11 protein-coding genes are annotated in these 13,250 nt (G+C 64.7%); 7 read left to right on the forward strand and 4 right to left on the reverse strand.

The window, feature by feature from the left end:
* Window positions 1-79 precede the first annotated feature (79 nt).
* The 5 genes from ACSZOQ_RS12765 to ACSZOQ_RS12785 all read left to right on the forward strand — a co-directional run bounded on the left by ACSZOQ_RS12765 (window position 80) and on the right by ACSZOQ_RS12785 (window position 5,656).
* On the forward strand, window positions 80-1,474 hold the full coding sequence (locus ACSZOQ_RS12765; RefSeq protein ID WP_439922875.1) for a M16 family metallopeptidase: 1,395 nt from the start codon (window positions 80-82) through the stop codon (window positions 1,472-1,474).
* Between the two features lie 20 nt (window positions 1,475-1,494).
* Entirely contained in the window at window positions 1,495-2,850 is a 1,356-nt protein-coding gene (locus tag ACSZOQ_RS12770; protein WP_439926041.1) for a M16 family metallopeptidase, read from the forward strand.
* Between the two features lie 36 nt (window positions 2,851-2,886).
* Window positions 2,887-3,306, forward strand: coding sequence for an alternative ribosome rescue aminoacyl-tRNA hydrolase ArfB (gene arfB, locus ACSZOQ_RS12775; RefSeq protein ID WP_439922876.1), 420 nt, complete (start codon window positions 2,887-2,889; stop codon window positions 3,304-3,306).
* A gap of 77 nt (window positions 3,307-3,383) precedes the next feature.
* Window positions 3,384-5,189, forward strand: coding sequence for a DNA mismatch repair endonuclease MutL (gene mutL, locus ACSZOQ_RS12780; RefSeq protein WP_439922877.1), 1,806 nt, complete (start codon window positions 3,384-3,386; stop codon window positions 5,187-5,189).
* 23 nt (window positions 5,190-5,212) lie between these two features.
* Window positions 5,213-5,656 (forward strand): DUF1801 domain-containing protein, encoded by a 444-nt coding sequence (locus tag ACSZOQ_RS12785; RefSeq protein WP_439922878.1) that lies wholly within the window; start codon window positions 5,213-5,215, stop codon window positions 5,654-5,656.
* 3 nt (window positions 5,657-5,659) lie between these two features.
* Here the strand turns inward: ACSZOQ_RS12785 and rsmD are convergent, their stop codons facing one another.
* On the reverse strand, window positions 5,660-6,223 hold the full coding sequence (rsmD, locus tag ACSZOQ_RS12790) for a 16S rRNA (guanine(966)-N(2))-methyltransferase RsmD (RefSeq protein WP_439922879.1): 564 nt from the start codon (window positions 6,221-6,223) through the stop codon (window positions 5,660-5,662).
* A gap of 3 nt (window positions 6,224-6,226) precedes the next feature.
* Entirely contained in the window at window positions 6,227-8,269 is a 2,043-nt protein-coding gene (locus ACSZOQ_RS12795; protein ID WP_439922880.1) for a pseudouridine synthase, read from the reverse strand.
* Between the two features lie 276 nt (window positions 8,270-8,545).
* Here ACSZOQ_RS12795 and ACSZOQ_RS12800 point away from each other — a divergent pair, with 276 nt between their 5' ends.
* A complete protein-coding gene (locus tag ACSZOQ_RS12800; RefSeq protein ID WP_439922881.1) occupies window positions 8,546-8,992 on the forward strand; it encodes a nucleoside deaminase in 447 nt (148 codons plus the stop codon).
* A gap of 10 nt (window positions 8,993-9,002) precedes the next feature.
* On the opposite strand, the gene purD is transcribed toward ACSZOQ_RS12800, so the two are convergent.
* Window positions 9,003-10,283, reverse strand: coding sequence for a phosphoribosylamine--glycine ligase (gene purD / locus ACSZOQ_RS12805; RefSeq protein ID WP_439922882.1), 1,281 nt, complete (start codon window positions 10,281-10,283; stop codon window positions 9,003-9,005).
* A gap of 81 nt (window positions 10,284-10,364) precedes the next feature.
* Between purD and xseA the strand changes: the two genes are divergently transcribed.
* A complete protein-coding gene (gene xseA, locus ACSZOQ_RS12810) occupies window positions 10,365-11,975 on the forward strand; it encodes an exodeoxyribonuclease VII large subunit (RefSeq protein WP_439922883.1) in 1,611 nt (536 codons plus the stop codon).
* Window positions 11,976-12,088: 113 nt separating this feature from the next.
* On the opposite strand, the gene ACSZOQ_RS12815 is transcribed toward xseA, so the two are convergent.
* On the reverse strand, window positions 12,089-13,171 hold the full coding sequence (locus ACSZOQ_RS12815; protein ID WP_439922884.1) for an IS5 family transposase: 1,083 nt from the start codon (window positions 13,169-13,171) through the stop codon (window positions 12,089-12,091).
* Between the last annotated feature and the right edge of the window lie 79 nt (window positions 13,172-13,250).

Consider the following 13,250-nt stretch of genomic DNA (forward strand, 5'->3'; position numbering starts at 1 on the left):
GCGGAATGACTGAATTCGCGCCAGCAAAGGACTGACGGCAATCCGTGACGACAGAGACAAATTGCCGCCGGTGCACGCCATGACAGCAGTACGACGATTGGCCATCCGCGCGCTCGCGGCGCTGGCTCTGTGCCTTGCGCTCCTGCCCGCCATCTCGGCAGCCCAGGCGCAGACCGTCACCTCGCAGCCTCCTGCCACGTTTACCCTGGCCAACGGGCTCGCGGTCGTAATCATTCCCGATCACCGGACGCCGGTGGTCACGCAGATGATCTGGTACAAGGTCGGCTCGGCGGACGAAACGCCCGGCAAATCAGGGCTCGCGCATTTCCTCGAGCATCTGATGTTCAAGGGCACCGCCAAGCATCCAGCCGGCGAGTTTTCCCAGACCGTGCTGCGCATCGGCGGAGAGGAGAACGCCTTCACCTATTTCGACTACACCGGCTATTACCAGCGCGTGCCGCGCGATCAGCTCGCGACAATGATGGCGTTCGAGGCCGACCGCATGACCGGCCTGGTGCTGAAAGACGAAAACGTGCTGCCCGAGCGCGACGTGGTGCTCGAGGAATACAACATGCGCGTCGCCAACAATCCCGACGCGCGGCTGACCGAACAGATCATGGCCGCGCTGTATCTCAACCATCCCTATGGCCGCCCGGTGATCGGCTGGCACCATGAGATCGAGAAGCTGTCTCGCGAGGACGCGCTTGCCTTCTACAAACGGTTTTATGCGCCGAACAATGCAACGCTCGTGATCGCCGGCGACGTGGATGCGCAGAAAATTCGTCCCGAGATCGAAAAGACTTTCGGCCAGGTGCCGCCGCAGCCCGCCATTCCAGCCGCCCGCATCCGTCCGCAGGAACCGCTGCCGGTCGCGTCGCGGACGGTCACACTCGCCGATCCTCGCGTCGAGCAGCCCATGCTGCGGCGCTATTATCTCGTGCCCGCCGCAACCACGGCCGCAGCCGGCGAAAGCGCCGCGCTGGATGTGCTTGCGCAGCTGATGGGCGAAGGCAGCAACGCCTATCTCTACCGCGCGCTGGTCGTTGACAAGCAACTCGCCGTCAACACCAACGCAACCTATCAAGGCACCATGGTCGATGCGACCCAGTTCTCGATCGCGGTGGCGCCTAAGCCGGGCGTCAGTTTCGCTGACGTTGAGCAGGCCATCGACGCTGTGATCGCAGATCTCGCTAAAAACCCCATCCCCGCGGAAGACCTCGAGCGTGTGAAGACGCAGTTGATCGCGCAGGCGGTCTACGCCCAAGACAGTCAGACGACGCTGGCGCGGTGGTACGGCGCGGGCATGACCGTCGGATTAAGCGTCGACGACATCAGGAGCTGGCCGGACCGCATCCGCGCAGTGACCGCCGCGCAGGTTCGCGAGGCCGCGCAAAAGTGGCTGGTCAAGACGCGGTCGGTCACGGGGTACCTGATCAAGGACTCTACGCCGACGCATGAGGAGAAGCGGTCGTGAGATGCACCCGGATCGGCGCCATGCGCCACCTGCTCACCGCTCTATGCTTCGCATTGATCTCCTTCGCCGCGAACCCATCGTTTGCCGCGACAAAAATCCAGCATCTGGTGACGCCGGGAGGTATCGAGGCCTGGTTCGTTCAGGATGCGACCGTACCGCTGGTCGCGATGGAATATGCGTTCGCGGGCGGCGCGACACAGGATCCGGCCGACAAGCCCGGCGTCGGATATATGGTCGCAAGCCTGCTCGACGAAGGTGCCGCCGATCTCGACTCCAAGACCTTCCACGAACGGCTCGACCGGCGCGCCATCGAGCTGAACTTTACCATCGAGCGCGACCGGCTCCGCGGCTCGCTGCGCATGCTGAAGGAACACAGCGACGAAGCGTTCGGGCTGCTGCGACTCGCCCTCACCTCGCCGCGCTTCGACACTGATGACGTCGAGCGCATCCGTTCGCAGATCATATCCGAACTGCGCCGCAACTCCACCAACCCGAACGCACTTGCCGGACGCAACTTCCTCAAGCTCGCATTCGGCGATCATCCGTACGGTCACGCGTCGCACGGCACGCTCGAAAGCATTCCAACGATCAAGACCGACGACCTCAGGACTTACGTCCGCCGCGTGCTGGCGAGAGATCAGCTGAAGATCGCGGTCGTGGGCGACATCGAGCCGACGGCTCTCGCAAAACTGCTGGATCAGACTTTTCGAGACCTGCCGGCGAAGGGCGACCTCACACCAGTGGCTGACGTCGTTGCTGCAAAGCCGCCGCAACGCGCGTTCGTTCCGCTCGACGTGCCGCAGACTGTGGTCATGTTCGGCGGCCCCGGCATCAAACGTCACGATTCGGATTTCATGGCGGCCTACATCGACAACCATATTCTCGGCGGCGGCTCGCTGTCGTCCCGGCTCTATCGCGAGGTTCGCGAAAAGCGCGGCCTCGCTTATTCCGTCTCGGAATCGCTGTTGTGGATGGATCACTCGGCGCTGTTCGCTGGCACTACTGGAACCCGCGCCGACCGTGCCAGCGAGAGCATCGATGCCATCAACAACGAAATCCAGCGCTTTGCCGAAGGCGGGCCGACCCAGAAGGAACTGGACGAGGCCAAATCCTACCTGAAGGGATCGCAGATGCTGGAGCTCGACACCTCCTCGAAGCTCGCCACCGGCCTGTTGCAGTATCAGACAGACAGTTTGCCCATCGACTACATCGATAAGCGCAATTCCCTTGTCGATGCCGTCACGCTTGATCAGGCCAAACAGGTCTCAAAGCGGCTGTGGGGACAAGGGCTTCTGACAGTGGTCGTGGGACGCGCACCGCAGGCGGCAGCGCAACCGGCGGCGGTCCAGCCAGCGTCTCAACCCGCCGCGCACTGACGGGGCAGGCAGGCAAGGCGAACCCTGGTGAGTGCCATGGTGCGGATCACCCGCGATATCGTGATCGACGAAAACGACATTGAGATCAGCTTCATTCGCGCCTCCGGACCGGGCGGACAGAATGTCAACAAGCTCTCGACAGCGGCGCAATTGCGCTTCGACACCCGCCGCCTGACACTCGCCCCTGACGTTGCGACGCGGCTAACCCGGCTCGCCGGCCAGCGCCTGACCAAGGACGGCGTGATCGTGATCCATGCGCAGCGCTTCCGCACCCAGGAGCGCAACCGCGCCGACGCCACCGATCGCCTTATCGAATTGCTGCGCGAGGCCGCGATCAGGCCGACACCGCGTCGCGCGACCAAGCCGACCTTCGGCTCGAAACAGCGCCGCCTCGAGAGCAAGAAGCGCCGCGCCAACGTCAAGGCAAAGCGCGGATCGACCGGATTCGAAGAATAAAAGCGGATACCGTTTTGCCGCCACGCCAAATAGAATGCGCCTAGGCTCGAATCTACTCTTACTAACGGCAAACCTGCATGCCCGTCCGCCAGCTTCCCGAGACCGTCGTCAACCGCATCGCCGCGGGCGAAGTGGTCGAGCGTCCGGCGAGCGTCGTCAAGGAACTGGTGGAGAACGCCATTGATGCCGGCGCGGGCCGCATCGATATCTTTACCGACGGCGGTGGACGGCGGCGGATCGGCGTCACCGATGACGGCGGCGGCATGACGAAGGACGACCTCGCGCTCGCGGTGGACCGCCACGCCACCTCTAAACTCGACGACGAGGATTTGCTGCGCATCCGCACGCTGGGCTTTCGCGGCGAAGCGCTACCGTCGATCGGCGCGGTGGCAAAGCTCGGCATCACCACACATCACGCCAAAGAGCCGCATGCATGGTCACTCAACGTCGAGGGTGGACGAAAATCCGCGATCGTGCCGGCGGCACTGACGCAAGGCACGCGCGTCGAGGTCAGCGATCTCTTTTATGCGACGCCCGCGCGCCTGAAATTTCTCAAGACCGACCGCACCGAAGCCGAGGCGATCCGCGAGGTGGTGCGGCGCTTGGCGATGGCCCGACCCGATATCGCTTTCACGCTCGCCGGCGAAGGGCGCGCGCCGGTGACCTGGACGGCGGCGCTGCCGGGCGCAGCGGGACGATTGACACGGCTCGGCGACATTCTCGGCGCGGACTTTCGCGGCAGCGCCATCGCGGTGCGCGCCGAACACGACGGCGTGACCGTGGAGGGCTTTGCAGCCGCGCCGTCGCTGACCCGAGCCAATGCGCTCGGTCAGTATCTGTTCGTCAACGGCCGCCCAGTGCGCGACAAGCTCATTCTGGGCGCGGTGCGCGCGGCCTATTCCGATTACCTGCCACGCGACCGCCATCCAGTGGTGGCATTGTTTGTAACAACAGAGCCGCAGGAGGTCGATGCCAACGTCCACCCCGCCAAGACGGAAGTGCGCTTCCGCAACGCCGGGCTGGTGCGGGCGCTGATCGTGCACGCGCTGAAGGACGGTCTGGCGCGCGAGGGCCGGCGCACGGCGGCGAACAGCGACGGCGCGGTGCTCACGGCATTTCGTCCCGCCACAGCCACGCGCCCGGCCAACTGGGACTGGCGGCAATCGCCCGCTTCACCTGTCGGCGCGCAACCGTGGTCCGGCGGCGCGACTGCCTTCGCCGAACCCGGACAAACCGCGTTCGATGTCGGCGCGCCTAGCGCGGATGTACGATTCGACGTGCGTCCTACCGCCGATCTGGTCGACCGGCCGCTGGGCGCGGCGCGCACCCAGATTCACGAGACCTACATCGTGACGCAAACCCGCGACGGCTTGATCGTGGTGGATCAGCATGCCGCACACGAACGTATCGTCTACGAGAAGCTGAAGACGGCTCTTGAGCGCGACGGCGTGCAGCGGCAAATCCTCTTGATACCGGATATCGTCGAGCTGGACGAGGCGACCGTCGAAAAGCTGATCGACCGCGCGATTGAGCTGGAAAAATTCGGCCTCGCCATCGAGTCCTTCGGACCCGGCGCGGTCGCCGTGCGCGAGACGCCGTCGCTGCTCGGCAAGACCAATGCGGCGGCGCTGTTGCGCGATCTCGCAGAGCACATGGCGGAATGGGACGAGGCGCTTCCTCTTGAACGACGCCTGATGCATGTCGCGGCCACGATGGCGTGCCACGGCTCGGTGCGCGCCGGACGAATTCTCAAGCCCGAGGAGATGAACGCGCTATTGCGCGAGATGGAAGACACGCCGAACTCAGGTCAGTGCAACCACGGCCGCCCCACCTATGTGGAGCTGAAGCTCGCCGACATCGAGAAGCTGTTCGGGCGTAGATGATACCCTCCTTCGAGGCAGCACGCATGAAGACGCCCAGTGCGAAGAAAGCCAGAGACGAAGACCCTCCCTCCTACCTCATTGATACGCGGATCAAGGAGCTGGGTGACTGGCGGGGCGAGATGCTTGCGCACGTCCGGGCCATCATCAGGCAGGCCGACCCCGACGTGGTCGAGCAGGTGAAATGGAAAAAGCCGTCGAACGCGATGCGCGGCGTTCCGGTGTGGGAACACGACGGCATCATCTGCACAGGTGAGACCTACAAGAGCGCCGTGAAGATGACCTTCGCCAAGGGCGCTTCGCTGGACGATCCCTCAGGTCTGTTCAATGCCAGCCTCGAAGGTAACGCCAGACGCGCCATTGATATTCATGAAGGTGACAAGATCAATGAGAAAGCGTTGAAGGCGCTCATCCGAGCCGCCGTGGCGCTGAACACGTCTACCGCCAAACAGCGCAAAATGAAGGCGTAGTTGCTAGCGGCTGCCGCTCGCCCGCAGAAACACAAACTCCGTGTCGTCATAGGCGCGACGCTCGAGTTCTTCATAGCCATCGGGCACGGTGAACGCCGCCGCCGTGGCTTCCTCGACAACGACCAGCGCGTCCGGCACGAGCCATCCGCCCTCGCGCAATGAAGCCAGCGATTTGTCCGCCAGACCCTTGCTGTAGGGCGGATCGAGGAACACCAGTGAGAACGGCTCCACCGGGTGCGCAGGCCCGAGGTCGGTCGCATCGCGTCGATAGACTTTCGTGACGCCGCCGAGCCCGAGCGCCTCGACATTGTTGCGCAGAAGCGCGCGAGCCTCGGCCCCGTTATCGACGAACAACGTGAACTTCGCTCCGCGCGACACCGCCTCGATGCCAAGCGCGCCGGTGCCCGCAAACAGATCGAGCACGCGCGCATCCGCGACCGGATCGTCATAGGCATGGACGAGAATGTTGAACAGCGACTCGCGCAGGCGATCGGCCGTCGGGCGGATCTGCTGCGTCGATGGAGACGCGAGATTGCGGCCTTTCAGCCGTCCGCCAACGACGCGCATCGTTCAGTCCCGCGGCGTCAGATCGCGCTTGCCGTGATAGCCGCGTTTCGGCCGGCGCGGCGGACCGTAGCCATTGGCCTCGGCTTCATTGCGCGCCCGCGCCTCATCGCTGCCGGTTCGCTGCACCACAACGCTGCGACCCTTGTGATCCGCGATCACCGCGCGCTTGGTTCTTGCCTTGTTATCTTTTTTCGAGCGCAATGGCGTGCCATCGCGGCCGAGCTTTGGAGTCTCGGCTTCGGCGGCCACGCCGGCAAAATTCGCATTGGCGAGCGCAGCGATTTTCTCGCCGAGTTGCTCGCGCAGCACGCGGGTCTTGACCTCCTCGACCTGTCCTTCCGCGATCTCGGCCAGTTGGAACGGACCGTAGGAGATGCGGATCAGCCGGTTCACCTCGAGCCCGAGATGCGCCATCACGTTGCGCACCTCGCGGTTCTTGCCTTCGCGAATCGCAAACACAAGCCACACGTTCGCGCCCTGATCGCGCTCCAGCGTGGCGTCGATCGAGCCATACTTGATGCCGTCGACCTCGACGCCGTTCTTCAACGCGTCGAGTTGCGCCTGCGTCACCTCGCCGTGGGCACGGACGCGATAGCGCCGCAGCCAGCCGGTGTCGGGCAATTCCAGCGCGCGCGCCAGACCGCCGTCATTGGTCAGCAGCAGCAACCCTTCGGTATTGAAATCAAGCCGTCCGATACTGATCAGGCGCGGCAGGCCTTCGGGCAGATTGTCGAACACGGTCGGCCGCCCTTCGGGATCGGCGTGGGTCGTCATCAGTCCGCGGGGCTTATGATACAGGAACAGCCGCGTGCGCTCGCGCTCGGGCAACGGCTGGCCGTCAACCGTGATGACGTCGCTCGCGGTGACATCGAGCGCGGGCGAGTTGATGACGCGGCCATTGACGGCGACGCGGCCTTGCGTGACCCATTCCTCGGCGTCGCGGCGCGAGGCAAGACCGGCGCGCGACATCATCTTCGCAATGCGCTCACCGGCCTTCTTCGGCTTCGGCTCGGGTCGTGCGCCGCGCCGGTCTTCATCGGGCTTACGTTCGCGATAGGCGCCGCGTCCCCCGAACGCCGGACGTTTTGCGAAAACCTTGCTGTCGTCCTCATTGTCACGACGCGGGCGATCGTCGCCTCCTTCATGGCGCGGACGCTCCTGCCGTGGGCGATCGAAGCGAGGACGATCTCCGGACGGACGGTCATAACGCGGACGGTCGCCTTGCGGCCTGTCGAACTTGCGCGGGCCACGGTCGCCGCCCGCAGCGCGCTCCGGCCGATCCTCACGGGGCCTCGAGAATCGTGGTTGCCCCGGGCCGCCGCGATCATCACGCGGGCCGGCCTCTCGCTTCTGCCACGGCTTGGACTCGCCGCGGTCCGGACGATCGCCGAACTCCTTGCGCGGCCCGCGCGAACCGCGATCCGGTGCACCGTGTGAGAATTTCTTGTCAGCGAAGGGACGATCCCCACGGGGCGTATATGGACGCTTCTCGCCACCACCCTCGCGCGGCGGACGCGCGCTATAAGGCCGATCACCTTGAGGCCGCGCACGCTGCGGACGGTCGCCGTCTTTCCGAAAACCCTCGCCTCGTGGCGTGTAGGGACGCTTCTCACCAAATTTCTTATCGGCAAAACGCCCTGCAGGACGCGTGTCACCACGGTCGGCGCGCGGCGCGCGATCGTCACGTTTGAAGGCTGGACGCTCGCCGCGAGGTGAATCCCCGCGCGGCGTGTACGCACGCGTCTCGCCGCCGTCGTCGCGCTTGAAGCGGGGCCGCGCGGCATCGCCATCACGCTTGCCGGCGTAAGGCTTACCCGCACCCGCATACGGCTTCTTGGCATAGGATTTCGCACCGGCGGACTTACCGGCGTAGGGCCGCTTGTCGCCGTCCTCCCTGTCAGACTTGCCGGCAAAGCCGCGCTTGGCGAGCTTCTTGTCCGGCCCGCGCGCCGCGCCGGAGCGACCCTTGGGTCTATCCTTGCCGCCGGATGGCCGATCACGCCGGCCGCGCGAGGATGCATTGTCTTTGTCGTTATCGCGGGGCATGAATGATCTCGCTAAGGGCATAGGGTACGGCGGTAGCGCCGGCGTGGAGCGGTTAGCATGACGATGTCGCGCGCGCCTCTTACAGGGCGCATTCTCACGCAAAACCGGCATCCACTTTTGCTGAAGTCGCCCTCTTAACAGAGTTTCTGCTCCAGCGCGATCAGCAAAAGTGGATGCCGGTTTTGCGCCCGATCGCGCTCCAAGATATTGATATGGCGCATGATCTGATCGCCAAACCGCCTGCACTTTGGCGGACCATGCGCTGAGAAACGAGACATGACCGCACCATCTTTCATGGATTTGGCGCTTGAAGCCGCCGAAAAGGCCGGCAAAGCGGGCGAAGTGCCGATCGGTTGCGTGATTGTGCGCGAAAACGAGGTGATCGCGTCAGCGGGAAACCGGACCCTGACCGATCACGATCCTACCGCCCATGCCGAGGTTCTGGCGCTCCGGGCCGCCGCGCTCGCCATCGGCAGCGAGCGGCTGACCGAATGCAATCTCTACGTGACGCTGGAACCCTGCACCATGTGCGCGGCCGCGATCTCGTTCGCGCGGATCCGGCGGCTCTATTACGGGGCGAGTGACCCGAAAGGCGGCGCGGTGGATTCCGGCGTCCGCTTCTTTGCCGCGCCGACCTGCCATCATCGGCCGGAAGTGTACTCGTCGGTCGGCGAAAGCGAGGCAGCGACGCTGCTGCGGGATTTCTTCAAGGTGCGGCGGTGAGGATTCGCCTCTATCCGCCCTTCTCCCGCGCCACCGCCCGAAAGCCGATGTCGCGGCGGCAGAAGCCTTCAGGCCAATGGATGCGATCGACGGCGTCATAGGCGCGGGCCTGCGCCTCGGCGACGGTCTTGCCGGACGCACAGACGTTCAGCACGCGCCCGCCATTTGCCAGAATGCGCCCGCCCTCCTCTCTGGTGCCCGCCTGGAAAATCTCCACGCCTTCCACCTTGGCGGCTTCATCGACCCCGTCGATGCATGTTCCCTTGGCGTAGTCGCCTGGATAGCCCTTCGCCGCCATCACCACAGTCAACGCGGGATTGGGAAACCAGCGCAGGCTGAAATGGTTCAACTGACCGTCGCAGGCCGCGAACAGCGCCGGCAGGATGTCTCCCATCATCCGCAACATCAGCACCTGGCATTCCGGATCGCCGAAGCGGACGTTGTATTCGATCAGCTTCGGTCCCTCCTCCGTGATCATCAGACCTGCGAACAACACGCCCTTGAAAGGCGCTCCTTGTGCCCGCATCGCGCGCAATGTCGGAACGATGATCTCGTCCATGGTGCGGTTGCACATTTCGGCAGTCATGACCGGCGCGGGAGAATAGGCGCCCATGCCGCCGGTGTTCGGCCCCTCGTCGCCATCGAAAGCCCGCTTGTGGTCCTGTGCCGTCGCCAGCGCCAGCGCATGGTCGCCGTCGCACAGCGCGAAGAACGAGGCCTCCTCGCCGCGCATGAACTCTTCGACCACCACTTGCGCGCCCGCACCGCCGAAGCCGCCGTCGAACATCGTGTCGATCGCCGCCAGCGCCTCGTCCAGCGTCATCGCGACCACGACGCCCTTGCCGGCCGCAAGCCCGTCGGCCTTGACGACGATCGGCGCGCCTTGGGCGACGATATAAGCCTTCGCCGCCTCGGCATCGCTGAAGCGCGCAAAGGCGGCAGTCGGAATGTTGTTATCGCGGCACAGCTCCTTGGTGAAGCCTTTCGAGCTCTCGAGCTGCGCGGCGGCCTTGGTCGGCCCGAACGCCTTGACGCCGGCTGCCGCGAGATCGTCGACGATCCCGGCCGCGAGCGGCGCCTCCGGCCCGACCACCACCAGATCGACCTTGTTGCTTTTGCAGAACGCGATCACGGCGGCATGGTCCGCGACGTCGAGCGACACGCATTCGGCCACGCGCGCGATCCCTGCATTGCCCGGCGCGCACCAGAGTTTCGCAAGCAGCGTGGAGTCAGCGATTTTCCAGGCCAGCGCATGTTCGCGGCCGCCGGAACCGAGCAGGAGAATGTTCATGGGTAACTGCCGATAAGGGATTTTCGGTGGTTTACGGACGCTTTAGCATGGTAAGGCGGAGGCGCAACAGAAGTGAGCCTGATGCCCGCAAATCCTGCACAGCTCCTGGCGAACTCGCCGGAATATACCGTCTCCGAGTTGTCCTCGGCGCTGAAGCGCACCGTGGAGAACGAATACGGCCATGTGCGGGTGCGCGGCGAAATATCCGGCTTTCGCGGCCCGCACGCCTCCGGCCACTGCTATTTTGCGCTGAAGGACGAGAGCGCCAAGATCGAGGCGGTGATCTGGAAAGGCATCCATGGCCGGATGCGGTTCAAGCCGCAGGAGGGTCTCGAGGTCATCGCCACCGGCAAGCTGACCACCTATCCGGGCTCGTCGAAATACCAGATCGTGATCGAGGCGCTGGAGCCCGCCGGCATCGGCGCCCTGATGGCGCTGATGGAGGAACGCAAGAAGAAGCTCGCGGCCGAAGGCCTGTTCGACGAAGCCCGCAAGCAACTACTGCCCTGGCTGCCCGAGGTGATCGGCGTCGTGACCTCCCCAACCGGCGCGGTCATCCGCGATATCCTGCATCGGCTGGAGGATCGCTTTCCGTGCCGCGTGCTGGTGTGGCCGGTGCGGGTGCAGGGCGAAGGCTCGGCGGAACAGATCGCCGCCGCCATCGACGGCTTCAACGCGCTGCCGGAAGGTGGACGTATTCCGCGCCCTGATCTTCTGATCGTCGCACGCGGCGGCGGCTCGCTCGAAGATCTGTGGTCCTTCAACGAGGAGATCGTGGTCCGCGCTGCCGCCGGCAGCATGATCCCGCTGATCTCGGCGGTCGGCCACGAGACCGACGTGACGCTGATCGACTTTGCCGCCGACAAGCGGGCCCCGACGCCGACCGCGGCCGCCGAAATGGCGGTGCCGGTCCGAACTGAGCTGCTCGTTGAAGTCTCTAGCCTAGCAGTCCGCGCCATGGTCGCATGGCGGCGCGGTCACGACGATCGGCGCACCGAATTGCGCTCGGTTGCCCGCGCGCTCCCGGAGGCCGGTGAGGTGCTCGCAATCCCCCGGCAAAAGCTTGACGGCGCGGCCGCCGCATTGCCACGTGCCTTGCGCGCGAGCACACACCTGCATCATCGCCGCTTTACGCAGATCTCCGGCGGACTCACGCTACGCGTGTTGCGCGCGCAGGTCAGCCACGCCAAACAATCCGTCGCCGCGACCGGCGCGCGGCTCGCACATTGCACCCACATCATGCTGCGCCATCGCCGCGATCGCTTCGCGGGGTTGGCGGTCCGGCTCAAGGCCTCGCGACTCGCCAACGCACAGGCGCAGCGCGCGCAGATCGTTCGCGCGAACGAGCGCACCCAAAGGCTCGCCGAGCGGGCGCAGCGGGCGCTCATTACCTTGCTGCAGCGGCATGAGGCGCGCATCGCGCATTCCGGCCAGTTGCTGGCGGCGCTTTCCTATCGCGGCGTGCTCGCACGCGGTTTCGCGCTGGTCCGCGACGACGCCGGGCAAACGTTGCGGAGCGCAGCGGCGGTCGGTGCCGGGGCACGACTCACGCTGGAGTTCGCCGACGGACGAGTGAATGCGACCGCCGACAACGATCGGCCCGCAGCGACATCGTCCAGTCCGAGAGACCAATCCAAGCCGGCACCCGCCAAACGCGCAGCGAAGCCCGCCGATCAGGGAAATCTGTTCTAGCAGTTTGCTGAAAAAGCCAAAATTGACCGCTTCGATGATCCTCGGAACGCCTCATCGCGATGATGTGTATTCGGCGGCGCGTTGCAGTCGTTGTCGTCCTGGCGACGACGCGGTTATGCCGTGACCAGTTTGGGAACGCGGATCAGGTTATAGGCGATCAAGTTGAGCATGAAGTCGGCGGCAACGCGGCAAATGCCACGATGTTTGGTCCTGCGCATCGTGCCGTGCTGCTTGCCCCAGCCGAAGATGCATTCGATCATCGCCCGGCGCGTCTGCGACATGCCATAGCCCTGATGGCGCGTGGTCCGTGCGTCGATAGCGCTCCGGCGGCGCCTGCCGGTCTTGCCCATGCCATTGTTCTGCGTCACATGCGGTGTGACGTCGATGGCGCGAAGATTGGCCACATGATCGGCCGTGTCATAAGCCTTGTCCGCACCGGCGGTAATGCGGCGACCCGCTTTCCTGCCTTCGGCCTCGAGCATTATCTCCGCGGCGCGGCGCTCGGCGGTGCCGCTCGCGTGCGTGACGATGCCGGCCACGGCCAGCCCATGCCGGTTCTCCATGGTGACGTGGCCCATGTAGCAGAGCCTGGCCTCGCGTCCGGCCGCCTTGCGGTAGAGCCGGCTGTCGGGATCGCTCGTGCTGACATGGGTGTCGTTCTTGCGCGTCTGACCGTGGAAGTTCGTGCCGTCGTCGCCATCGCGGCCATCCTTGGGACGAAAGCTCTTCTGTGACGCCCAGGCCTCGATCAACGTGCCGTCCACCGAGAAGTGCTCGTCCGAGAGCAGCGGCTCGACCTGAGGGTGTTTCAAAAGCCTGGTCATGAACTTCGTGAACACATCGCCGTTCTGCAGCCGCTCGCGGTTCTTCGTGAAGCTGGTCGGGTTCCAGACCGGATGGTCCGGCGACAGCCCCACGAACCAGCGATACAATAGATTGTAGTCCAACTGCTCCATCAATTGGCGCTCCGAGCGAATGCCGTAGAGCACCTGCAGAAGTAGCGCGCTGAGCAATTGCTCCGGCGCGATCGAGGGGCGCCCTTCACTTGAATAGAGCCTGGCAAAGCTACGGTTCAACTCGCCCAGCACATCACGGACCAGCGCCCGGATCTTCCTCAGCGGATGGTTCGGCGGCACCCGCGCCTCCGGCGAGATGTACGAAAACAACCCGCCCTGATCCACAAAGGCTCCGCGCATCCCAACCTCCACCGATTCACGATGAAAATCGAATCAGCAAATTCTCGCACGCGCGAGCGGTTTTTCAGCAGACTGCTAG

The organism is Nitrobacter sp. JJSN (genome assembly GCF_051912485.1).
Taxonomy (GTDB): domain Bacteria; phylum Pseudomonadota; class Alphaproteobacteria; order Rhizobiales; family Xanthobacteraceae; genus Nitrobacter.